General features: G+C 72.4%; 22 protein-coding genes. 9 read left to right on the top strand and 13 right to left on the bottom strand.

Annotated elements, in window-relative coordinates:
• Window positions 1-19: 19 nt before the first annotated feature.
• Window positions 20-1447: a pyruvate kinase gene (gene pyk / locus MMF93_RS23295; RefSeq protein ID WP_242754503.1), complete on the top strand. Its 1428-nt coding sequence runs from the start codon at window positions 20-22 to the stop codon at window positions 1445-1447.
• A gap of 102 nt (window positions 1448-1549) precedes the next feature.
• Here pyk and MMF93_RS23290 read toward each other — a convergent pair whose 3' ends face one another.
• From MMF93_RS23290 to MMF93_RS23270, 5 genes are all read right to left on the bottom strand, one after another.
• Window positions 1550-2446 (bottom strand): aminoglycoside phosphotransferase family protein, encoded by an 897-nt coding sequence (locus MMF93_RS23290; RefSeq protein WP_242754501.1) that lies wholly within the window; start codon window positions 2444-2446, stop codon window positions 1550-1552.
• Window positions 2447-2571: 125 nt separating this feature from the next.
• The gene (locus tag MMF93_RS23285) at window positions 2572-4023 is read right to left on the bottom strand and encodes a hypothetical protein (RefSeq protein ID WP_242754499.1); all 1452 of its coding nucleotides are present in this window, start codon (window positions 4021-4023) and stop codon (window positions 2572-2574) included.
• The gene (locus tag MMF93_RS23280) at window positions 4013-4609 is read right to left on the bottom strand and encodes a DUF6114 domain-containing protein (RefSeq protein WP_242754497.1); all 597 of its coding nucleotides are present in this window, start codon (window positions 4607-4609) and stop codon (window positions 4013-4015) included. The genes MMF93_RS23285 and MMF93_RS23280 overlap by 11 nt, the downstream gene beginning before the upstream one ends.
• Window positions 4610-4726: 117 nt before the next feature.
• Window positions 4727-5344 (bottom strand): DUF6230 family protein, encoded by a 618-nt coding sequence (locus MMF93_RS23275; protein ID WP_242754495.1) that lies wholly within the window; start codon window positions 5342-5344, stop codon window positions 4727-4729.
• Between the two features lie 699 nt (window positions 5345-6043).
• Window positions 6044-7003 (bottom strand): tetratricopeptide repeat protein, encoded by a 960-nt coding sequence (locus tag MMF93_RS23270; protein ID WP_242754493.1) that lies wholly within the window; start codon window positions 7001-7003, stop codon window positions 6044-6046.
• 238 nt (window positions 7004-7241) lie between these two features.
• Between MMF93_RS23270 and MMF93_RS23265 the strand changes: the two genes are divergently transcribed.
• Both MMF93_RS23265 and MMF93_RS23260 read left to right on the top strand, forming a co-directional pair.
• On the top strand, window positions 7242-7889 hold the full coding sequence (locus MMF93_RS23265) for a TetR/AcrR family transcriptional regulator (RefSeq protein ID WP_242754491.1): 648 nt from the start codon (window positions 7242-7244) through the stop codon (window positions 7887-7889).
• Window positions 7890-7946: 57 nt separating this feature from the next.
• The gene (locus tag MMF93_RS23260) at window positions 7947-8387 is read left to right on the top strand and encodes a PPOX class F420-dependent oxidoreductase (protein WP_242754489.1); all 441 of its coding nucleotides are present in this window, start codon (window positions 7947-7949) and stop codon (window positions 8385-8387) included.
• 69 nt (window positions 8388-8456) lie between these two features.
• On the opposite strand, the gene MMF93_RS23255 is transcribed toward MMF93_RS23260, so the two are convergent.
• Complete coding sequence (locus MMF93_RS23255; RefSeq protein WP_242754487.1) at window positions 8457-9464, bottom strand: GDP-mannose 4,6-dehydratase; 1008 nt, start codon at window positions 9462-9464, stop codon at window positions 8457-8459.
• Window positions 9461-10711 carry a UDP-N-acetylglucosamine--N-acetylmuramyl-(pentapeptide) pyrophosphoryl-undecaprenol N-acetylglucosamine transferase gene (locus tag MMF93_RS23250; RefSeq protein WP_242754484.1) on the bottom strand — a complete coding sequence of 417 codons (1251 nt, stop codon included), beginning with the start codon at window positions 10709-10711 and terminating at the stop codon, window positions 9461-9463. The genes MMF93_RS23255 and MMF93_RS23250 overlap by 4 nt, the downstream gene beginning before the upstream one ends.
• Before the next feature lie 74 nt (window positions 10712-10785).
• On the opposite strand from MMF93_RS23250, the gene MMF93_RS23245 reads away from it, so the two are divergent.
• Window positions 10786-11508, top strand: coding sequence for a response regulator transcription factor (locus tag MMF93_RS23245; RefSeq protein ID WP_242754482.1), 723 nt, complete (start codon window positions 10786-10788; stop codon window positions 11506-11508).
• The gene (locus MMF93_RS23240) at window positions 11505-12905 is read left to right on the top strand and encodes a HAMP domain-containing sensor histidine kinase (protein WP_242754480.1); all 1401 of its coding nucleotides are present in this window, start codon (window positions 11505-11507) and stop codon (window positions 12903-12905) included. Before MMF93_RS23245 ends, MMF93_RS23240 begins: the two co-directional genes overlap by 4 nt.
• A gap of 21 nt (window positions 12906-12926) precedes the next feature.
• Here the strand turns inward: MMF93_RS23240 and MMF93_RS23235 are convergent, their stop codons facing one another.
• From MMF93_RS23235 to MMF93_RS23220, 4 genes are all read right to left on the bottom strand, one after another.
• Window positions 12927-14627, bottom strand: a complete 1701-nt coding sequence (locus MMF93_RS23235; RefSeq protein ID WP_242754478.1) for a coenzyme B12-dependent isobutyryl-CoA mutase large subunit — start codon at window positions 14625-14627, stop codon at window positions 12927-12929.
• An 83-nt stretch (window positions 14628-14710) separates the two neighbouring features.
• Complete coding sequence (locus MMF93_RS23230; RefSeq protein WP_114014082.1) at window positions 14711-15049, bottom strand: DUF3817 domain-containing protein; 339 nt, start codon at window positions 15047-15049, stop codon at window positions 14711-14713.
• A gap of 220 nt (window positions 15050-15269) precedes the next feature.
• On the bottom strand, window positions 15270-15788 hold the full coding sequence (locus MMF93_RS23225) for a MarR family winged helix-turn-helix transcriptional regulator (protein ID WP_242754476.1): 519 nt from the start codon (window positions 15786-15788) through the stop codon (window positions 15270-15272).
• Window positions 15739-17169 carry an MFS transporter gene (locus MMF93_RS23220; protein WP_242754474.1) on the bottom strand — a complete coding sequence of 477 codons (1431 nt, stop codon included), beginning with the start codon at window positions 17167-17169 and terminating at the stop codon, window positions 15739-15741. Before MMF93_RS23220 ends, MMF93_RS23225 begins: the two co-directional genes overlap by 50 nt.
• Before the next feature lie 77 nt (window positions 17170-17246).
• On the opposite strand from MMF93_RS23220, the gene MMF93_RS23215 reads away from it, so the two are divergent.
• A complete protein-coding gene (locus MMF93_RS23215; protein ID WP_242754472.1) occupies window positions 17247-18266 on the top strand; it encodes an ArsR/SmtB family transcription factor in 1020 nt (339 codons plus the stop codon).
• 70 nt (window positions 18267-18336) lie between these two features.
• Here the strand turns inward: MMF93_RS23215 and MMF93_RS23210 are convergent, their stop codons facing one another.
• Window positions 18337-18633 (bottom strand): MTH1187 family thiamine-binding protein, encoded by a 297-nt coding sequence (locus tag MMF93_RS23210; protein WP_114023970.1) that lies wholly within the window; start codon window positions 18631-18633, stop codon window positions 18337-18339.
• Window positions 18630-19028 (bottom strand): DUF3817 domain-containing protein, encoded by a 399-nt coding sequence (locus MMF93_RS23205; RefSeq protein ID WP_423835505.1) that lies wholly within the window; start codon window positions 19026-19028, stop codon window positions 18630-18632. Before MMF93_RS23205 ends, MMF93_RS23210 begins: the two co-directional genes overlap by 4 nt.
• A gap of 118 nt (window positions 19029-19146) precedes the next feature.
• Between MMF93_RS23205 and MMF93_RS23200 the strand changes: the two genes are divergently transcribed.
• From MMF93_RS23200 to MMF93_RS23190, 3 genes are read left to right on the top strand one after another with little or no spacing between them, the layout of a single operon-like run.
• Window positions 19147-19791: an AIM24 family protein gene (locus tag MMF93_RS23200; protein ID WP_242754470.1), complete on the top strand. Its 645-nt coding sequence runs from the start codon at window positions 19147-19149 to the stop codon at window positions 19789-19791.
• Window positions 19791-20441, top strand: coding sequence for an AIM24 family protein (locus MMF93_RS23195; RefSeq protein WP_242754468.1), 651 nt, complete (start codon window positions 19791-19793; stop codon window positions 20439-20441). Before MMF93_RS23200 ends, MMF93_RS23195 begins: the two co-directional genes overlap by 1 nt.
• On the top strand, window positions 20438-21256 hold the full coding sequence (locus MMF93_RS23190; RefSeq protein ID WP_242754466.1) for an AIM24 family protein: 819 nt from the start codon (window positions 20438-20440) through the stop codon (window positions 21254-21256). Before MMF93_RS23195 ends, MMF93_RS23190 begins: the two co-directional genes overlap by 4 nt.
• Window positions 21257-21289 lie beyond the last annotated feature (33 nt).

Here is a 21289-nt window from a genome sequence, read left to right as displayed (position 1 = left end):
AAACGATAGGATCGCCCCCATGCGCCGTTCCAAAATCGTCTGCACCCTCGGTCCCGCCGTCGACTCCTACGACCAGCTCAAGACGCTGATCGAGGCGGGCATGAACGTGGCCCGCTTCAACATGAGCCACGGCTCCCACGCCGAACACGAGGAGCGGTACCACCGCGTCCGCAAGGCCGCGGAGGAGACCGGCCGTGCCATCGGCGTGCTCGCCGACCTCCAGGGCCCCAAGATCCGGCTGGAGACCTTCGCCGAGGGCCCCGTCGAGCTGGTGCGCGGTGAGGAGTTCACCATCACCACCGAGGACGTGGCCGGCGACAAGACCATCTGCGGCACCACCTACAAGGGCCTGCCGGGCGACGTCTCCAAGGGCGACCCGGTGCTGATCAACGACGGGAACGTCGCGCTCCAGGTCGTGGAGGTCGAGGGTCCGCGGGTGCGCACCATCGTCATCGAGGGCGGTGTCATCTCCGACCACAAGGGCATCAACCTGCCCGGCGCGGCGGTCAACGTGCCCGCGCTGAGCGAGAAGGACATCGAGGACCTGAAGTTCGCGCTCGGCATGGGCTGCGACATGGTGGCGCTCTCCTTCGTGCGGAGCGCCTCCGACGTGCGCGACGTGCACCGCGTGATGGACGAGGTCGGGCGGCGCGTACCGGTCATCGCCAAGGTCGAGAAGCCGCAGGCCGTCTCCAACATGGAGGAGGTCGTGATGGCCTTCGACGGCGTCATGGTGGCCCGCGGCGACCTGGCGGTCGAGTACCCGCTGGAGAAGGTCCCGATGGTGCAGAAGCGGCTGGTGGAGATGTGCCGCCGCAACGCCAAGCCGGTGATCGTGGCGACCCAGATGATGGAGTCCATGATCACCAACTCGCGGCCCACCCGCGCCGAGGCGAGCGACGTGGCCAACGCGGTGCTGGACGGCGCCGACGCGGTGATGCTCTCGGCGGAGTCCTCCGTGGGCCAGTACCCGATCGAGACCGTCAAGACGATGTCGAAGATCGTGCAGGCCGCCGAGGAGGAGCTGCTCGGCCGGGGCCTCCAGCCGCTGGTGCCGGGCAAGAAGCCCCGCACCCAGGGCGGCTCGGTCGCCCGCGCCGCCTGCGAGATGGCCGACTTCCTCGACGGCAGGGCCCTGGTCGCCTTCACCAAGTCCGGTGACACCGCGCGCCGTCTGTCCAGGTACCGGGTCAGGCAGCCGATCCTCGCCTTCACCACGGACGTCGCCACCCGCAACCAGCTGGCGCTCAGCTGGGGCGTCGAGACGTTCGTCGTCAAGCACGTCGACCACACGGACGAGATGGTCGAGCTGGTCGACGCCGAGCTCTCCAAGCTCCAGCGCTACGAGGCCGGCGACACCATGCTCATCACGGCCGGCTCGCCCCCCGGCGTCCCGGGCACCACCAACATGGTCCGCGTCCACCACCTGGGCAACCCCTCGGCCTGAGCCCCTCCCGCACGCGCGAACGGGCGCCCGGCCTGTCCCTCCGGCCGAGCGCCCGTTTCGCGTGCGCGGACCGCGCTTCTGGCACCCGCACACAAGCGTGCGTCACACGCCCTTCAGGACGCGGTCGAGTGCCGCCCGGCCTGCCGGTCCCCAGTGGGGCTTGCCGCCCGGGAGGCCCCGGTCTCCGTTGCGTCCCATGAGCATCAGAAAGAGGCTCTTGAGGGCGGCCAGGCCACGGGCACGGCGGATCGCCTCCTCGTCCGCGTGGGCGTACGCCTCGAAGAACCGTGCGGCCGCTCCCGCCGGGAGCAGCACCCACGCGGCGGCGAGGTCCCACGCCGGGTCGCCGGCGCACATGTCGCCGAAGTCGACGACGCCCGAGAGCGTGCCCTCCGAGACCAGGACGTTCGCGGGATGGAGGTCGCCGTGCACCCACACCGGCGGACCCTCCCACGCGCGGGCCGCGACGGCGTCGTCCCAGACGGCCCGGACATCGGCGGCGACGTCGTCGGGGGCGGCGGCCTGGAAGAACCTCTCGAAGCCGTCCGCGCAACTCCTGGGGTGGGCTCCGCGGTCCTCGGCGGTCGGCGCCTGCGCGGGCGCCTGCACATGGAGCGCCCGGAGGAAGCCCGCCAGCGTGTCGGCCGCGTGGTCGTCGCGGCTGATCGCGCCGTGGTCCAGCGGCTCGCCGGGCACCCACGTCATCACGGTCCAGTGCTTGGGGAAGCGCGCGGACGGTTCCCCGCACCGCACCGGCGTCGGTACGGGCAGCGGCAGCCGCGGGGCCAGCACGGGGAGCCACCGCCGCTCCTTGAGCTGGGGATCCGGGGTGGGGTCCATGCGTTGCAGGCGGACGGCCAACTCGTCCCCGAGACGCCACATCTGATTGCCCCAGCCGCCCGCCACCTCGCGCAGAGCCAGCTCCGCGAGGTCGGGATGCTGCTCCCGCAACAGGTCGCGCACCAGGTCCGCGGTGATCACACTCTCGGAGTCGGTCATACGACGTCACAGTACCGAAGCGGCGGGGCGCCCTCTCTCCTGCGGCACAGAGTCGAGCACCGGGCGAGCTGCGCATCGGCTCGCCCGGTGCTCGGATGTCGCGGAGTCCGGAGACGTGGCGCGGGCTACTTCTTCGTCACGTACTGGTGCAGGCCCGGGATCGTGAGCGTGCCGCCGAACTGGCCTGCCTGCTTGACCGAGACGTCGGTGAAGTAGGCGAAGGGGACGTTGATCGGCGGCGGGGTGTCCGGGCTGAACGTGATGGGGATGAGCCCGAAGAGGTTGCCCTTCAGCTCCTCCGTGTACATCGTGACCTCGCCGTCGCGGATGGTGGAGGTCGATCCCTCGGCGGCCTGGACGTGGTAGGTGAGGCCGTCAGCCTTCACCGTCTGGTGGAGGTCGCCGATGTCGAGGCCGCTTGAGGTGAACTTCAGCGCCTGCTTGGTCCTGCCGTCGGGCGTGGTGATGTTGACGACGCCCTTGTAGTCGAGGCCCTTGAGGGTGAGCGAGGACGCTTCCAGGAACCAGGGGTCGTTGGCGACCTGGGCCGGGGTCTGCTCGGCGGTGCCCTCGACGTCCTCCTTCTCAGGACAGGGGAACGGCTTGCCCGCGTCCTTGTCCGGGTCGTAGTCCCGGACGGTGCCGTCCTTCTTGTCGACGCCGGTCTCCTTGTCGGAGGCCTTGCCGTCCTTGTCGCCCTTGGCGTCCTTGTCGCCCTTGGCGTCCTTCTTGGACGAGGAGTCCTTCGGGGTGTCCTTCTTGGACGAGGAGTCCTCGTCGGAACCGTCCGAGTCCGGGTTCCCGGACTCGGACGAGCCGGAGCTGTCACCCGGCGCCGGGGACTTGCGCTGCTTACCGGAGTCGGAGTCGTCGTCCCGCGACGGCGAGGAGGGTGTCGGGTCGGGGCTGGGCGAGGTCTGAGGCTCCTCGGCGGGCTCGTCCTTGTCCTTGTCCGGGTTGAAGGTGTCGTCGAGCTTCTGGCCGAGACCCAGCGGGTCGTACCAGGGGTTCTCCTTCTCCTTCTCCTCGGACGAGGAGGAGCCCGCGGAGTCCTCCGGCTGCGCGGAGGGCTCGTCGGAGCCGGAGGGGGCGTCCGAGGGGGTGGAGGAGCTCTCGTGTGAGCCGGAGGGCTTCTTCGACGAGCCCTCGTCCGAGGAGGAGCCCCCCTTGTCACCCTCGGCCTTCTCCTTGGCCTCCTTGGCCTCCTTGGCCTCTTTGGCGTCCTTCTCCCGCTCGGCCTGCGCCTTGGCGAGGTCGCGCTTGAGTTTCTCGCCGCGCTCCTTGCGCTCCTGCTTCTCCTTCTCGGTCTCCTGCTGCTCGGTGATGGAAACGCAGGAGTCGCCCTTGAAGGGGTTCTTGGGCAGGGGCTTGGCGTTGGCGAGCTGGGGGGTGAGCCCCATGCCCATCAGGACGGCGGAGGGCATCGCGGCGATGGCCACGGCCTTGCCCGCCGGCAGGTGGAGCCGGGTCAGCAGCGGTTTTCTGGGCGCCGCGTGCCGGGGACCGGTTCTCCCCCGGGCGCCGGGCGCGGAGACCCCGCGCGCGCCCTCCCCCTCGTGGACCTCGTCACCCGGCACGGTGCCTCCCGTTCCCGTCATACGCGTCGGCCCCGGCTGCGGGGGACGCCTCAGAGACTGCAGTGTCGTCCCGGGGGCCCTGCTGGGGGGCGGCCGGGTCCTGTGCGGGCGGTGCCTCTTCGTCGGCGGCGGTCACCGGGGCACTCGCCGTTCCGGTCGTGTCCTTGGCGCCGCGTTCGGCCCGCGCCGGCTTGGCGGGGGCCCAGGAGACGCCCAGCGCGCCACCGATCAGTCCGAGCAGGAAGCCGATCAGGAAGGCGCCGAAGTTGGACACGACGAGGGAGACCAGCGCGAGCAGGATCGCGGCGATGCCGGCGAAGACCCGCGAGTGGGGCTGGAACCACATGGTCAGCCCGAGGACCACCAGCAGTACGCCGATGATCAGCGAGCCGGCGCCCGCGGTCGTCGACATCCGGATGGTCAGGGACCCCAGAGTGAGGTTCTGGTAGGGGACGTACATGATCGGGATGCCGGCCAGCAGCGTCAGCATCCCGCCCCAGAACGGGCGCTGGCCGCGCCAGTTACGGAAGGCCTGCCGCTTGTGGCCGAATCCGGTCGTCGTCCTCGCTGGCGTGTCGGCACTCATGGGTACGGGCTCCTCGGAACTGGCACAAATCTTGCTGGGTGCAGCGGACCCTACGGGCCCGGAGGGCGAAGCGGAGCGGGCGCCCCTGTCTCCTCCGGGCCCGCGGGGCGGCTCACGTCAGTAGCACTCGCTCTTGCCCTTCTTGACGGCCAGGTGCAGGCCGCTGAGCTTGAAGGTGCCGGCGGTGGTGGCCCACGCGCGCTGCTTGACGTCGGTGAACTGGACGCTCTCTGCCTGCTGGGAGAAGGAGCCCTTGGTGTAGTCGTCGCCGTTGTGCGGACCGGGACCCTTGGTGGTCTTGTCCACGTTGACGCCGATGTCGATGTTCTTGAACGTCGCGTTGGCGTTCAGGTCGTCGGCATCGATGTAGAGCTTCTTGGCCTCGACGCGGGGGCCGCCCTCGCCGCCGGCGCTGAGCTTCATCGATATGTCGCCGAAGACCGGGACGGGGACGACGACGGACTGGCAGAGATTGGTGATCTTCGCCGAGTCCATGCCGACGACGGCGACGGCCTTCTTACCCTTCTGGGTGGTGTCGATCGCGCCGTACTGGACGAAGCCGTTGCCGTCCAGCTTGTCCGCGGTCACCTTGAACTGCTGGCCGGAGACGCTGAACGACGCCGCCAACGCGCCCTGCGACAGGGCCACGCCGATCGCTGCCGTAGCGGCGACGCTCGGCACCATGACGACGGCGAACCGCTTCCATCTGGTCCCGCCACGAGCCAGGGACTCCATGACTTTCCTCCTTCTCGGACGTACATCTCCGGCTCGGAGAGCCGTGCCGCCTGTACTCAGCGGGCCGCTCCTGCCGTGGGGGTACCTCCCGGCCACGGGGCTGGGGAGGGAGAAGAGCTACGTCCTCGGAACGGAGAGCGCCAACGTCGCCCGCACGCGGCGTTCTTGGTACGACACGTCCGAGCTGTCGACGATCACCCCCGAGCGACAACCACGGGCCACGCTCTCGCGCAACCTTGCTTTGTGAGGACAGGCCCTGCCGTGGAGCAGGGACCCCCCTGTCCTTGCGGACCGGCGGTTGGGACGGGGTGGTACGGGTGCGGATGGTGCGTGCCGGTCCGCTCGGTGGGGACCCATCGCCTGCGGGGCGCCGAATGGTTGCCGGGCTGCGGGCAATGGACCGAGCCTGGCCGATCGTGGTGCATCTGAGCCCGTGACACAAGGGGGTTCGTTACTTACGAGTAACGGCTGGATAACCGGAAGGCCGCCCGAAGGGTGTCGACAACGACACAGGGTCAGGACACCGGACGGGTACGCATGCGGAACAACCGGGCATCGCGGAAGGTTTCCGCGAGATTTCGTTACGACGAGTAACAGCGGCCGCAATTGCCAAGTTTTGGCAAAGTGCGGCCGCTGTTGTCGCTGAGTCGATGAATCACGCCGCGTGCCGACGTACGTGTGACCGTCGGTACGGGCAGGTCAGAACAGCGCGCGAGCGAGCGCCGCACGCGCGGTGACGACGCGCGGATCCTCCGGACCGATCACCTCGAACAGCTCCAGCAGGCGGACCCGCGCCGCGTCCCGGTCCTCCCCCGCCGAGCCGCGCACCGTGTCCACCAGCCGGCCGAACGCGTCCTCGACGTGGCCGCCGGCCATGTCCAGATCCGCGACCCGCAGCTGCGCGGCCGCGTCGCCGGGCCGGTCGGCCGCGTCCTTGCGGACCTGGCGCGCGTCCAACTCCTGCACCCTGTCCAGGAGTTCGGCCATGGCGAGACCGACCTTCGCCTCGACGTTGGCCGGCTCGTCGGTCAGCTTGTTGCGGTAGGCCTGGATGGCGCCCGACAGGTCGCCGGCGTCCAGCGCCTGCTGAGCCGCTGCCAGCACCGGGTCCTCCGGCACCTCGGGCTCGACGGGCTCCTCCTGTGCGGGCTCCTGGGGAACACCCTGGAGCCCTGTGATGCCGAAGCGCTGTTCGGCTACCTCGATCAGCTGGTCCAGCGTCGCGCGGATCTGCTGCTCGGGGGCCGCCCCCTGGAACAGCGGCAGCGCCTGCCCGGCCACCACGGCGAACACCGCCGGGATGCCCTGGACACCGAACTGCTGCATCAGCATCTGGTTCTGGTCGACGTCGATCTTCGCCAGCAGCACGCGGCCCGCGTACTCCTGGGTGACGCGTTCGAGAACCGGCGAGAGCTGCTTGCACGGCTCGCACCACTCGGCCCAGAAGTCGATGACGACCGGGACCTCGGCGGAGCGCTGGAGCACCTCCGCCTCGAACGTCGCCTCACTGACTTCGATCACCAGGCCGGCCGGGGCCGGGGCGCCGTGGCCCTCGGCGGCGTCGGCCCGCGCCTGCTCCGCCTTCTGCTTGGCCTCTCCGGCCGCCTTCACCGCGGCGAGGTCGACCACTCCGCTCATGGACATGTTGCGTGGCTGCATGGCACCAGTCTCCCCCTTATCCGCGGGCGCGTGTGCAGTGGTCGCCAGGTCCCCACCTGGCGGGTGGCTGTCGCGGGGGTCGCGGTGGTCGGTCCGCCACCCATTCCGCTACGCCCCGTAGCGTATCTCGAACGGGCGACCGCTCCGCAAGGGCGGCCACGGGCGCTGCCCGGTGATCCGTCTCACGGCGCCTTCCGCGCTCTCCAAGAGCCTCCGTACCGCTCGGTATGGTCGGCGCATGGCAGGTTGCCCCGCTCCCCGACGCGGACGCCCCCGCAGCGCCGCGGCGGACCGCGCGATCCTCGACGCCACGCGCACCGCGCTCGTCGAGGTCGGCTGGTCGAAGCTGACCATGGGAGAGGTCGCCCGCCGCGCCGGTGTCGCCAAGACCACGCTCTACCGGCGCTGGGCGGCCAAGAGCGAACTCGTCGTCGACGCCGTCGCCGTCCTCTTCGACGAGCTCGAACTCCCCGACGGCGGCAGCCTGCGGGCCGACGTCGAGGGCGTCGTCCTCTCCTTCGCCGCCCTGCTGCGCCGCCCCGAGACCAAGACGGCGCTGATGGCCGTCCTCGCCGAGTCCACCACGGACGAGGCGCTGCGCAGGCGGATCCGGGCGGCCATCGTCGACCGCCAGAAGCGCCTGGTCCTGGACGGCCGGGCCAGGGCGCAGCGGCGGGGCGAGCTGCCCCCCGACTCCGCCGACCCCGCCGAGACCGAGCGGGTCGTCGACCTCATCTTCGACGTGATCGCCGGGGCCGTGGTGCACAGGTCGCTGGTGAGCGACTGCCCGGTGGACGGCGCCTGGGCGGCCACCTTCACCACGCTGCTGCTGGACGGGCTGGGCTCCGCGTCGGCTCCCCGGGCCGGGGAGCCGCCCGGGCCGTGACCGGGCTCACTCCAGGCCCCTCCGCATGCGTGTCCGCAGGACGGGCAGGCCCACGTCATGAGCGAGATTCCGCACGACCTGCGCTCCCGCGTCGGAGCGCCGCACATCTGGCACGTCGGCACCGTGAACCCCGACGGCTCGCCGCACGTGAGCCCCATGTGGGTGGGGCTCGACGGCGACCTGGTCCTGTTCAACACCTCCATGGGACGGATGAAGGAGCGCAACCTGCGCCGCGAGCCCCGGGTGTTCCTCTCCCACGCGGACACGGACAACCCCTTCGACCGGGTGCAGATCCGGGGCCGCGCCGTCCGTTTCGTGGAGGGCGCCGAGGCCGACCGCACCATGGACCGGCTGGCCCAGTCCTACCTGGGCACCGCCTACGAGTGGCTGATCCCCGGCGAGGAGCGGGTCACCGTGTTCATCGAGCCCACCCGCGTCCGGCACGTGGTGGGTGTCGAACCGCTGCCGTCCGGCGCGCCGGGAGCGGCCGCCGGATAGCGGCCACGCGGCCACGGACAGCGGCCGGGCGCTCCCGGGCCCGCCCCCGCAGGGGTCTGCCGGGGCCGCTCAGACCTCGTACCGGGAGGGGGCGAACAGGTGCAGGTGCTCGGCGACCCAGGCGGACGTGCGGGCCAGCCCCTCCCGCAGGGAGACGGCGGGCGCCCAGCCGGACAGCTCACGGGCCCGTGAGTTGTCCGACAGCAGGCGGGCCACCTCGCTGGCGGCGGGCCGCATCCGCTCCGCGTCCGTGACGATCCGGGCCTCGGCACCCGCGGCGGAGACCAGCTCCCTGGCGAGCTGCCCGATCGAGATCTCCCGGCCCGTTCCCAGGTTGACGACCTGTCCGACGGCCCCCTCGCTGCCGGCCAGCGCGAGGAATCCGGCGGCCGTGTCCGTCACGTAGGTGAAGTCCCTGGTGGGCTCCAGGGATCCGAGCCTGATCTCGCGGGCTCCGGAGTGGAGCTGGGCGAGTATCGAGGGGATGACGGCCCGCGCGGACTGGCGCGGGCCGTAGGTGTTGAACGGCCGCACCACGGTGACGGGGAGCCCGAACGCGTGCCAGTGCGACAGCGCGGTCATGTCGGCGCCGATCTTCGAGGCGGAGTAGGGCGACTGGGGCTGGAGTGGGTGCGCCTCGCTGATCGGCACGCTCAGCGCGGAGCCGTACACCTCGCTGGTGGAGGTGTGCACCAGGCGCCGTACGCCGTGCTCGCGGCAGGCCTCGGCGACGTTCTCGGTGCCCGTCACGTTGGTCTGCACGTAGGCGCCGGGCGAGGCGTAGCTGTAGGGGATGCCGATGAGCGCGGCCAGGTGGAAGACGACCTCGCAGCCGGCGACGGCCTCCCTGACCCGCCCCGGGTCGCGCACGTCTCCCGCGACGATCTCGACGGGTGCGTCGGCGTCGGCGAGGTGGTGCGCCAGGTGCCCCTTGGTGCCGTACGGCTTGTAGTGCACGAGCGCCCTCACCCGCGCGCCCCGTTCGACCAGCAGGTCGACGAGGGTGCTGCCGATGAAGCCCTCGGCCCCGGTGACCAGGACCCTGCGTGAGGCCCAGGTGGTCTCGGCGGTGTTCATGCGATGCTCCGTTCTTCGCGGGGGTGCCGGGAGGGGGCCGTGGGTGCGGCCAGTGCGCGGACGCGCGCGGCCAGCAGGTCGGCGGCGGCGCCGTGGGTGCCGGGGTCGGCGGCGCCAGTCATGGCGGCGAGCCGCCGCGGGTCGGCGAGCAGGGGTTCGAGCAGGGCGGCGAGGCTGTCGCCGCTGGTGTCGGCGTCGGGCAGCAGCAGCCCCGCGCCCTGTTCGGTGAGCACCCGCGCGTTGTGTCTCTGGTGGTCGCCGGGTGCGTGCGGGTAGGGCACGAGGACGGCGGGGACGCCGACGGTGGCCAGCTCGGCGACGGTGGCCGAGCCCGCACGGCAGATCACGACGTCGGACGCCGCGTAGGCGAGGTCCATCCGGTCGAGGTAGGCCACGGCGCGCGCGGTGCGCTCGTCGCCGTCGACGGCCGCGAGCCGGGCCCGGGCTCCGGAGAGCGCCGCGGGGCCGGTCTTGATCAGCACGTGGACGTCGTCGCGCCGCTGTGCCCGCCAGTGCCCGGCCAGTTCGACGGCCGCGCGGGTGAGCCGGTCGGCGCCGAGGCTGCCGCCGGCGACGAGCACGAGCCGGGCCCCTGGCGGGACGCGCAGCGCACCCCGGGCACGCTCCCTGAGCCGCGCGAAGGCGCCGGGGTCGGTCCGCGCGGTCCGGCCCAGCTGGGCCAAGGGGGCGGCGATCGGCATGCCGACCGTCTCGGCGTCCGCGCCGCCGGACAGGTGGGTGCGGCTGCGGTCGAACGCGAGCGCGACGTGCGGGGTCAGCCGGGCCGCGAAGCGGTTCGCGCGGCCCGGCACGGCGTTGGACTCGTGCACGAGGCTGGGCAGTCCCGCCAGCCGCGCGCCGACGACGGCGGGGGCGCTCGCGTACCCGCCCATGCCGACGGCGACCTGCGCCCGCTGGTCGCGCAGTACGGCCCTGGCCTGCGCTCCGGCGCGCAGCAGCGCGGCGGGCAGCAGGTACCGGCGAGCCCCCAGCGCCCGGTCGAAGGGGATCATGTCGAGGGTGTGGAGGGGGTATCCCGCCTGCGGGACGAGGCGCGTCTCCAGCCCGCGCTCCGTGCCGACGAAGGAGATCACCGCGTCGGGCTCGGCCCGCCGCAGCGCTTCGGCCAGGGCGAGCCCCGGGTAGATGTGCCCTCCGGTCCCGCCCGCGCCGATGACGACGGAGAGCGGTTCCTGCGGGGCCGTGTGGTGTCGATCGCCTCCGGGGCGATCCGGTGGTGTCCGCATGCCGGAAACGCTCGCGGAAGCGGGTAAGAGGGTTTTAAGAGCCGCTTTTGGCAGCCTGTGTCCATGGTGAGCACATGGTGAGGACACCGGCGGAGCAGGCACCGGGCCTGGTCAGGGCGGCGCGGGTACTGGTCGTCGACGACGATCCGGAGGTGCGGGCCGCCGTCGCCGACGCGCTCACCGTCGAGGGCCACGAGGTGGAGACGGCCGAGGACGGCCTCACGGCGCTGAGCGCCGTCGCCCGCTGGGACCCGGACGCCCTCGTGCTGGACGTGCTGATGCCCGCGCTCGACGGGCTGGCCGTCTGCCGCAGGATGCGCGCGCTGGGCGACCGCACCCCGGTCCTCGTGCTGACGGCGCTGGACGCGGTCAGCGACCGGGTCGACGGGCTGGACGCGGGCGCCGACGACTACCTCGTCAAGCCGTTCGCGCTGGACGAGCTGACCGCACGCGTGCGCGCGCTGCTGCGCCGGGTGGCGCCCGACCCCGCCGACGAGGAGGGACTCGTCCTGGGCGAACTGGAACTCGACCCGGTCACCAGGACGGGGCGGCGGGGCGAGCGGAGCATCGAGTTCACCGAGACCGAGTGCGCCCTGCTCCAGCTCTTGATGCGGCACCCGGCCCAGACCGTGCCCAGGCAGGTGCTGCTGGAGGAGGTGTGGGGCCGCGACTTCGGGCCCGACTCCAACTCGCTGGCCGTCTACATCGGTTACCTGCGCCGCAAACTGGAGGCGGGCGGCGAACCCCGGCTGGTACAGACCGTGCACGGGGTCGGCTACCGGCTGGACCGCTCGTGAGCGGGGAGCGACGCCGCCTTTCCTGGCGGCGGCGCCGTCCGCTGCGTACCCGGCTCGCGCTGGCCGCCACGGCGGCCGTCGCGCTCGTCGCCGTCGGGGTGTGCGCCGCGGCCTTCGTCGTCATCCGCTACGAGCTGCTCCACCAGGTGGAGCTGAACCTCACCCAGTCCGCGAGCCGCGCCACCCAGGAGGTGCGGCAGAACGGCGACGCCCCGCGCGTCCTGTCCGCCGACTGCCGCTACCTGGCGGCGCCCGCCTGCGCGCAGGTCGTCGCGGCGCGCCCAGAGCAGGACCCGCGCGGGCGCGAGAGCTACCGGCTGCCGGTCGACGAGACGGCGCGCGAGGTGGCGGCGGGCGAGCGGGAGCCGTACTACAGCGCGGTGACCGTGCACGGCCGCCCGGCACGGATGCTCACCACCCCGCTGGGTGAGGGCCGCGCTCTCCAGGTCGCGCTGCGCTCGGACACCGTGCGGGAAGGGGTGCGCCAGGCCGCGCTGCTGCTGGCCGCCGTCGGCGCCGCCGGTGTGCTGGTCGCGGCCGGGCTCGGCTTCTGGGTCTCCCGTACCGGGCTTGCGCCCGTCGCTCGGCTGACCGCGACCGCCGAACGCATCACCCGCACCCGCGATGCGGGCCACCGCATCGCGCTGCCGCCCGGCGGCGCGCAGGCCCGCGAGGACGAGCTGTCGCGGCTGGCCGCCAGCTTCAACACCATGCTCGGGGCCCTCGAACAGTCGGTCGCGGCCCAGCGCCGGCTGGTCGCCGACGCCTCCCACGAGCTGCGCACCCCGCTGACCGCGCTGCGCACCAACACCGAACTCCTCGCCCGCGCCGACCGGCTGACGCCCGCGCAGCGCGAGCGCGCCTCGGCGGCGCTCGGCCGCCAGCTGCGCGAGGTGACGGCCCTGGTGAACGACCTGATCGAGCTGGCACGCGACGAGGAGCCGCAGCCGCTGGTCGAACAGGTGGAGTTGGTGGCCCTGGTGCGGCACGCGGTCGCCGAGGCCCGCGGCCACTGGCCCACGACCGCCTTCGCGTTGCACGTCGCACCGGCCGCTGAGGGCGCGGCCGTGCCCGGAGTGCCCGCACGGCTCACGCGGCTGCTGACCAACCTCCTGGACAACGCGGCGAAGTTCAGCGACGGGACGGTCGAGTCGGCGGTGCTGGCGGTGGGTGATGCCACGGAGATCACCGTGCGGGACCACGGCCCCGGGCTGGCGCCCGAGGACCTGCCGCACGTCTTCGACCGCTTCTACCGCGCGGAGGCCGCCCGCGCGCTGCCCGGGTCCGGGCTCGGTCTCGCCATGGCCCAGCAGATCGCCAGGGCCCACGGCGCCCGGCTGACCGCGGAGCGCCCGGAAGGCGGGGGCGCCCTCTTCCGCCTGCGCTTCGGTGGCTGAGCGCCGCCGCCCCGGCCCCGGTCAGAAGACCGGGGGCTCCGTGTAGTCGCCCCACTCGTCGCGCAGCACGCCGCAGATCTCGCCCAACGTCGCCTCGGCGCGCACGGCCTCGAGCATCGGCTCGATCATGTTGCCGGTCCCCCGCGCGGCCTCGACCATGGCGGCCAGTGCCGCGCTCACGGCGGCCTCGTCCCGTGCCGCGCGGCGGTCTGTCAGTGCGCTGACCTGGTCGCGTTCGACCTCGTGGCTGACCCGCAGAATCTCCAGGTCGCCGGTCACCGAGCCGGTGTGGCAGTTGACGCCGACGACCTTCTTGTCGTTCTTCTCCAGCGCCCGCTGGTAGGTGAAGGCGGACTCGGCGATCTCGCCGGTGAACCAGCCGTCCTCGATGCCGCGCAGAATTCCGGAGGTGATCGGGCCGATGGGGTGCTGGTCGTCGGGGACGGCGCGGCGGCCGCGCTCGCGGATCTGGTCGAAGATCTTCTCCGCGTCGGCCTCGATGCGGTCCGTCAGCGCCTCGACATACCAGGAGCCGCCGAGCGGGTCGGCGACGCTCGTGACACCGGTCTCCTCCATCAGCACCTGCTGGGTGCGCAGAGCGATCTCCGCGGCCCGCTCGCTGGGCAGCGCCAGCGTCTCGTCGAGCGCGTTGGTGTGCAGCGAGTTGGTGCCTCCCAGGACGGCCGAGAGGGCTTCCACAGCGGTGCGTACGACGTTGTTGTAGGGCTGCTGGGCGGTCAGCGAGACGCCGGCCGTCTGCGTGTGGAAGCGAAGCCACTGGGCCTTCTCGCTGGTCGCCCCGTAGACGTCGCGCATCCAGCGGGCCCAGATGCGGCGGGCGGCGCGGAACTTGGCGATCTCCTCGAAGAAGTCGAGGTGGGCGTCGAAGAAGAAGGACAGGCCTGGCGCGAACGTGTTGACGTCCAGTCCTCTGGAGAGGCCGAGTTCGACGTAGCCGAAGCCGTCGGCCAGCGTGTAGGCCAGCTCCTGCGCCGCCGTCGCGCCCGCCTCGCGGATGTGGTAGCCGGAGACGGAGAGCGGCTTGTAGGCGGGGATGCCGTGCGCGCAGTGCTCCATCAGGTCGCCGATGAGCCGCAGGTGGGGCTCCGGCTGGAAGAGCCACTCCTTCTGCGCGATGTACTCCTTGAAGATGTCGGTCTGGAGCGTGCCGTTGAGGACGGCGGGGTCCACGCCCTGCCGTTCGGCGGCGACCAGGTACATGCAGAAGACCGGGACGGCGGGCCCGGAGATCGTCATCGAGGTGGTGACGTCGCCGAGGGGGATGCCGGAGAAGAGGGTCTCCATGTCGGCGGCGGAGTCGATGGCGACGCCGCAGTGGCCGACCTCGCCCAGGGAGCGCGGGTCGTCGGAGTCGCGGCCCATGAGGGTGGGCATGTCGAAGGCGACGGAGAGCCCGCCGCCGCCGGCTTCGAGGATCATCTTGTACCGCTCGTTCGTCTGCTCGGCGTTGCCGAACCCGGCGAACTGGCGGATGGTCCACGTCCTGCCCCGGTAGCCGGTCGGGTAGAGCCCGCGTGTGAAGGGGAACTCGCCCGGCCAGCCGATGCGCTCGAACCCTTCCACGGAGTCGCCGTCCCGGGGTCCGTAGACCGGCTCGACGGGGTCGCCGCTGAGCGTGGTGAAGTCGGCGTCGCGCTTGCGTGCGGAGTCGTAGCGCTCCTGCCAGCGGCGGCGGCCCTGTGCGATGGCGTCAGCATCCATACCACCGAATTTACTAGGACGTCCAAGTAAAAGTCGATGGCAACGGGCCCGATGTGGCCCCCGCCACCAGGGCGGGGGGCCGGTCAGACGCCGACAGGCGTGGCTTCCCGCTCCTTGATCAGCGGTTCGACCTGGCGGGTGACCTTGCGCTCGACGAAGAACGCCGCGGTCGGAACGGTGCCCGCGAGCAGCACCCACAGCTGCTTGCCGAGCGGCCACTTCGCCTTCTGGCCGAGGTCGAACGCGAAGATCAGGTACAGGATGTAGAGCCAGCCGTGCGCGATGCCGACCATGCTGGTGAAGCCCGCCGCGCCGTCCATGCCCAGCAGGTACTTGCCGATCACACCGAGAGTCAGCAGCACGAGGAGCACGGCGGTGACGTACGCCATGACGCGGTAGCGGGTCAGCACGCTTCGTTTCATGGAACCGAGCGTAGCCCGCGCGCCGGGGCGATCTTCCCGCCCCCCTCTCCCCGCGCCGGGCCTCGGGCCGGCGGGCCGGGGGCGTGCCCAAGGGCAGCGGGCGGAGCGTGTACGCGCCCCGCGGGGGCGCGGGGGAACCGCGCGGCAAGCCACCGCCGGCCCGCGGACCGCACGCTACGGGCAGCGGCACCGCCTCTCCGGAGCCCAGTGCGCGAGAGTGCTAGTCCGCCGGGCCGTCGGGGAAGTCGCCCGCCGCCACCCGCAGTGGGCGCAGCAGGGTGAAGATCTCATCCAGCTCCCCGGCGTCGTAGACACCGAGACCGAAGTCCATCGCCATCAGCTTCTCGGTGGCCGCGTCGCACACCTCACGCCCCTTGCTGGTGATCGCGGCGAGCGTGCCGCGGCCGTCGTTGGGGTTGGGCCGCTTCTCGACGAGGCCCGCCGCCTGGAGCCGGTCGACGGTGTTGGTCACCGAGGTCGGATGCACCATCAGGCGCTCGCCTATCTTCGACATCGGCAGCTCACCCCGCTGCGAGAAGGTGAGCAGTACCAGCGCCTCGTACCGCGCGAAGGTCAGCCCATACGGCTTGACCACGGCGTCGACCTCGGACAGCAGGATCTGCTGGGCGCGCATGATCGAGGTGATGGCGGCCATGGACGGCACAGAGCCCCATCGCTGCTTCCAGTGCTCATCGGCACGGGCGATCGGGTCGAACGACAGACTGAGAGGCTTCGGCACGCTCCGACCCTACCGGCCGGTCAGGGACGGTCTGAAGCCGTCTCACGTTCCGGGCGACCACCACGACGCACACCGTTCCCACGGCGCCCGTCAGCGCCACCGCCGCGTGTGCGGGAAGGAACTCGGCCACCCCGCCGCCGACGGCCATGCCCAGGCCCTGGGCGCTCATCAGCCCCGCTGACATCACCGTCAGCGCCCTGCCGCGCAGCCCGGGAGGCGCGGCGTCGAAGAACCAGCGGTCCAGGCCGAGGGTGTAGCCCATGCCGAGCCCCGACGCGCACAGCGCGGCCAGCGCCAGTGGCAGCGCGGGGCGCAGCGCGAAGACGAGCAGCGGCAGAAGGAGCGCCGAGGCCAGCGGCAGCACGAGGCGTTCCCTGGCGGCGGGGCGCAGCAGCGTGCCGACCGCCAGCTCGCCCGCGACGCTGCCGACCGGGCCCGCCGCCAGCAGCAGCCCGACGGCGACCGGACCCGCGCCGAGGTCGTCGGCGTACGGCGCGGCCAGCCCCTCGGGGACGACCGCGAAGGTCGGCGGCAGCCAGCACAACAGCAGCAGGGAGCGGACTCTCCGGTCGGCCAGCAGTGCGCGGATGCCGCCACGGGCGCGGGTGGCGCCGCGGGTGCGGGCGGCGGCCCCGGCGAGTGCGGGGCGCAGCCGGGTCCCCGCCCTGAGGATCAGCGCCGAGGCGAGGAACCCGGCGACGGTCCCCACCAGCGCGGTACGCGGGGTGACGAGCACCAGCAGCAGCCCCGTCGCCGCGTTGCCGACGATCTGCGCGCTCTGGGCGACGACGCGGATGAGGGAGCGGCCCAGAACGAAGGAGTCTTCGTCAGGCAGGATCGCGCCCAGGCTCGCGGCCCGTACGCCGGTGAAGAGGGGCTGTACGAACGCGGCGGCCGCGCGGAGGGCGAGCAGCAGCGCCACGTGGGCCTGCGGCAGCAGCATCGCCGCGACACAGGCCGCGCTGAACAGGTCGCAGGCGACCAGGACGGGCCGGGCCGGAAACCGGTCCGCCACGGGGGCCAGGAGCGCCCCGCCCACCGCGTTGGGAAGGAAGCCGAGCGCGAAGGTGAGGGCGGTCAGCAGAGGCGAGGAGGTCTGGGCGTAGATCAGCACGGGCAGTGCGAGGCCCGCCACCACCGTGCCGAGGAGGGAGAGCACGTGCGCGGCGAACACGGCGCGGAACTCGCGCACGCGGAAGAGGGATCCGTAACCGACGGCGGCCCCCTCACCCGGGGGTGCGGGCGCCGGCGCGGGGCTCGACGTGGGCGCGGGTGGCGGTACGCGGGCGGCCCGCCCTCCCGCCCGGCCGCCGGAGCCGACTGCCCCGTCGGATCCGTCCCCGCCGCCGGCGGCGGTTTCGTGCTGCTCTCGTTCCGGCATGCGCCGAGCCTGGCGGGGGCGCTGAGCACCGCCTAGTGTTTCGGGCTCAGCCGAATCTTCCAGTTGCGGGGGCCTGGGTGACGATCACGATCCGGTTCGGGCCCGCGGACCCGCTCAACTGCCGCTTCGCCCTCTCCCCCGGGTGGGAGACGCAGGCGGCGTTACGGGCTCTGGCGCACGCGCCCCACGGAACGCCGCACAGCGGCTGGGTACGGCGCACGCTGCCGCTCGCGCGCTCCCTGGCGCTGGATCCGCTGTGGGCCGTCCTGCCCGCCCGCGGCTACACCCCCGACTTCCTCTTCCCCGCACCGGCCGCGCCCGCGGCAACCGTCGCGGAGGAGGCGGCCCGCATCCGCGCCACGGACCCCGCCTGCGCGCACGCGCAGCTCACCCGGGCGCTGGCCGGAACGCCCGGCGCCGCCCGCACGGCGGTGGGGCGCGACCTGCTCGCGGATCCGGGCGCCGCCGTCGAGACGCTGGCGCGCGCCGTGGTCCGGGCCTGGGAGGGCCTCCTCGCGCCCTGCTGGCCCCGGCTGCGGGCGCTGCTGGAGGCGGACATCACCTTCCGGGCGCGGCGGCTGGCCGACGGCGGGCTCGGCCGGGTACTCGCCGCGCTGCACCCGCAGGTCACATGGCGGGACGGCGCGCTGCGGATCGCGCGCCGTCCCGGACACTCCCGCGTCCTGACCGGCGGCGAGGGGGTGACGCTGGTGCCGAGCGCGTTCGTGTGGCCCGGGGTGGCGGCGGGGTTCGAGCCGCCCGCGCCGGCCGCGGTGATGTACCCGGCGCGTGGCGTCGGGCACCTGTGGTCGCCGAGCGCGCCCCTGGATCCGCCGCGCGCGCTGGTGCGGCTGCTCGGGCGGGGGCGCGCGGCCGTGCTGACGGCGCTGGACGAGCCCGCCTCCACGAGCGCGCTCGCTCTCCGGCTGCGGCTGGCGCCCTCGTCCGTCTCCGCGCACCTGTCGGTGCTGCGCGGCGCCGGGCTGCTGGACTCCTGCCGCATCGGACACCAGGTGCTGTACTCCCGCACGGCCCTCGGCGCGGCTGTGGTGGCGGGGCGGGCGCAGCAGCCGCCGGGACCGCCCGCGGGCGGCTGAGCAGGCGGCCGGCCGGTCACCGCAGCCGGAGCCCGCCGGGCGGACCGATCCGGTACCTGGCCGGGGCGGGTCAGCCCTCGTCCAGGTACCGGTCCACGGTGGCGACCTTGGCGGTGAGGCCGTCGACGACACCGGGGCGGATGTCGGCCTTGAGGACGAGCGAGACGCGCGGGGCCCGTGCCTCGACCGCGGCGACGGCCCGGCGTACGACGTCCATGCACTCCTCCCACTCGCCCTCCAGCGAGGTGAACATGGCGTCCGTGCGGTGCGGCAGTCCCGACTCGCGGACGATCCGCACGGCGTCGGCCACGTACTCGCCCACGTCCTCGCCGACGCCGAGCGGAGTGACGGAGAACGCGACGATCACGAGTTGACCGCGCTTCCGCCCGCGCTCACGGTGCCCGCCTGCTCCTTGCGGGCGCGGGCGGCGATGACGCCCGCCTTCTCCTCCTCGCGCAGTATCCGGTCCGCGAAGAAGCCGCCGGTCGGCAGCACGGAGAGGACGAAGTAGAGGGCGGCGCGCCCGAACGGCCACTTGATGCGGTTCCAGGCGTCGGCCCAGAAGAGCACGTACAGGATGAACAGGACGCCGTGGACGGCCCCCATGACCGGGACGGCGTTGAAGTCCGTGGTCCGCTTCAGCACCGAGCAGACCAGCAGGAGGAGGAAGGAGACTCCCTCGGGCACCGAGGTGAGTCGCAGGCGGCGCAGCGCGGAGACCGACTTGGGCGGCAGGCCGCTAGGAGTTTCCAGTATGGCCACGGCAGGTCCTCAGATCGTTTGCGGGGTCGGCGACGAGATCGCTTGTGAAGCCAAGCACAAGCTCTGCCATTGTGGCAGCTCTGCCGACCGTCCCCGGCCTCAGGGTAGGTTCGACAGCGTGGCTCAGTTGCGACTTCAGGGCACCAAGGTGCTGGCCGCCACGCTCGGCGGAGGCGGCGACACGGTCAAGGCGAAGAACGGCTCGATGGTCGCCTACGACGGCGAGATGACGTTCAAGAAATTGAGCGGCGGCGGAGACGGCGTCCGCGGCATGGTCACCCGCAGGCTGACCGGCGAGCAGATGACGGTCATGGAGGTGAAGGGGCAGGGGACGTGCTACTTCGCCGACCGGGCGAGTGACATCAGCCTCGTGCGGTTGGCGGGCGAGAAGCTGCACGTGGAGGCCAGCAACCTGCTGTGCACGGACGGCGGCCTGCGCACCGGCACGGCCTTCACCGGGCTGCGCGGGGCCTCCCAGGGCAACGGCCTGTTCACGACCTCGGTCGAGGGCACCGGATGGGCGGCCCTCATGTCGGACGGGCCCGCGGTGCTGCTGCGCGTCACGCGGGACACCCCGCTCCAGGTCGACCCGGGCGCCTACGTCGCGCACCAGGGCGATCTGCGGCAGAGCTTCCAGTCCGGTGTGAACTTCCGCACGTTCATGGGCGAGGGTTCGGGCGAGTCGTTCCAGGTCAGGTTCGAGGGGGACGGCGTGGTGTACGTGCAGCCCAGCGAGCGCAACACCCTGGGAGGTGACGTCTGATGCCGTTCCGTGAACTGTCGGGCAAGCTCGTCGAGGCGCAGGTCGTACCCGGGCAGCGGCTGTTCAGCCAGCGCGGTGCCATGGTCGGCTACCGGGGCGAGGTCACCTTCACGCCCAACGTCCAGGGCGGCCAGGGCGGCCTGACGTCCATGATCGGGCGGCGGGTGGCGGGCGAGGCGACCCCGCTGATGACCGTCGAGGGCAACGGCACGGTGATGTTCGGGCACGGCGGCCACCACGTCGAGGTGATCAACCTGGACGGCGACACGCTGTGCGTGGAGGCCGACCGGCTGCTCGCCTTCGACGGCAGCCTCCAGCAGGGCACCCTCTTCCTCGGCCGGGACGGCGGCGTCATGGGCATGGTGCGCGGCCAGGTGTCGGGCCAGGGCCTGTTCACCACGACGCTGACGGGCAGGGGCTCGGTGGCCGTGATGGCCCACGGCGGCATCCTCCAGCTCCCGCTCACCCCGGGCCACCCGGTCCACGTCGACCCGCAGGCCTACGTCGCCCACTTCGGCGACGTGCGCAACAAGCTGTCCTCCGCGCTGGGCTGGCGCGACATGGTGGGACGCGGCTCCGGGGAGGCCTTCCAGCTGGAACTGAGCGGAAGCGGGGCCGTGTTCGTGCAGGCGAGTGAGGAGAAACTGTGACGACACCGACACCGCACGGCTCCGCGCCGCAGGACTACCAGGTCTTCGACGCGGCGACCCTGCCCGCGAACGACAACGTCAACCCGTACGCCTTCTCCGTGGACCTGGACGGGCAGTGGTTCTTGCAGAAGGGGAAGATGATCGCCTACTACGGGCAGATCGACTTCCACGGCATCGGCCACGGGCGGCTCGACGGGCTCGTCGCCGGCAGCTTCCACTCGCCGCTGCACGCCGCCGACTGGGTCGTGGCCGAGGGGCGCGGCAAGCTGCTGCTCGCCGACCGCGCCTTCGACATCAACTCCTTCGACCTGGAGGACGGCAACCTGACCGTCCGCTCCGGCAATCTGCTCGCCTTCGATCCCGCGCTGTCGCTGAAGCAGTCGATCATTCCCGGCTTCCTCACCCTGATCGGCACGGGGAAGTTCGTCGCCGCCTCCAACGGCGAGGTCCACTTCGTCGAGCCGCCGGTGCGGGTGGACCCCCAGGCACTCGTCGGCTGGGCGGACTGCCCCTCCCCCTGCCACCACTACGACCACCAGTACATGAGGGGCGTCCTGGGTGGGGTGCGGGCCGTGACGGGGCTGGGAGGGGCCTCCGGCGAGGAGCACCAGTTCGAGTTCGTCGGGGCGGGGACCGTACTGATCCAGTCGTCCGAGACGCTCCTTGAGGACCGTTCCACCGGCCAGGTGCCGCAGCAGGCGGGGGTGCCGGGCGGCGGGGACGGCGGAAGCGGAGGCGCGGGCGGGGCAGGTGGCCAGCAGTTCCCGCAGCTGCCCGGCCAGCTGGGCGGGCTCCAGCGGCGGTTCGGCCGCTGACCGTCACCCACCGCGTACACACCACCACGTGAC

Source organism: Streptomyces tubbatahanensis (assembly GCF_022699385.1).
Taxonomy (GTDB): domain Bacteria; phylum Actinomycetota; class Actinomycetes; order Streptomycetales; family Streptomycetaceae; genus Streptomyces; species Streptomyces diacarni.
The sequence above is the reverse complement of the archived record's forward strand: the minus strand, read 5'-3'. Positions and strand labels throughout refer to the sequence as shown.

Excerpts from the sequence above, each read along its gene's own strand:
- MMF93_RS23270 (WP_242754493.1), bottom strand. The coding sequence starts at position 7,003 with ATGCAGCCACGCAACATGTCCATGAGCGGAGTGGTCGACCTCGCCGCG.
- pyk (WP_242754503.1), top strand. The coding sequence starts at position 20 with ATGCGCCGTTCCAAAATCGTCTGCACCCTCGGTCCCGCCGTCGACTCC.
- MMF93_RS23235 (WP_242754478.1), bottom strand. The coding sequence starts at position 14,627 with ATGGATGCTGACGCCATCGCACAGGGCCGCCGCCGCTGGCAGGAGCGC.
- MMF93_RS23275 (WP_242754495.1), bottom strand. The coding sequence starts at position 5,344 with ATGGAGTCCCTGGCTCGTGGCGGGACCAGATGGAAGCGGTTCGCCGTC.
- MMF93_RS23280 (WP_242754497.1), bottom strand. The coding sequence starts at position 4,609 with ATGAGTGCCGACACGCCAGCGAGGACGACGACCGGATTCGGCCACAAG.
- MMF93_RS23250 (WP_242754484.1), bottom strand. The coding sequence starts at position 10,711 with ATGCGGACACCACCGGATCGCCCCGGAGGCGATCGACACCACACGGCC.
- MMF93_RS23255 (WP_242754487.1), bottom strand. The coding sequence starts at position 9,464 with ATGAACACCGCCGAGACCACCTGGGCCTCACGCAGGGTCCTGGTCACC.
- MMF93_RS23195 (WP_242754468.1), top strand. The coding sequence starts at position 19,791 with ATGCCGTTCCGTGAACTGTCGGGCAAGCTCGTCGAGGCGCAGGTCGTA.
- MMF93_RS23245 (WP_242754482.1), top strand. The coding sequence starts at position 10,786 with ATGGTGAGGACACCGGCGGAGCAGGCACCGGGCCTGGTCAGGGCGGCG.
- MMF93_RS23220 (WP_242754474.1), bottom strand. The coding sequence starts at position 17,169 with ATGCCGGAACGAGAGCAGCACGAAACCGCCGCCGGCGGCGGGGACGGA.
- MMF93_RS23290 (WP_242754501.1), bottom strand. The coding sequence starts at position 2,446 with ATGACCGACTCCGAGAGTGTGATCACCGCGGACCTGGTGCGCGACCTG.
- MMF93_RS23265 (WP_242754491.1), top strand. The coding sequence starts at position 7,242 with ATGGCAGGTTGCCCCGCTCCCCGACGCGGACGCCCCCGCAGCGCCGCG.
- MMF93_RS23230 (WP_114014082.1), bottom strand. The coding sequence starts at position 15,049 with ATGAAACGAAGCGTGCTGACCCGCTACCGCGTCATGGCGTACGTCACC.
- MMF93_RS23260 (WP_242754489.1), top strand. The coding sequence starts at position 7,947 with ATGAGCGAGATTCCGCACGACCTGCGCTCCCGCGTCGGAGCGCCGCAC.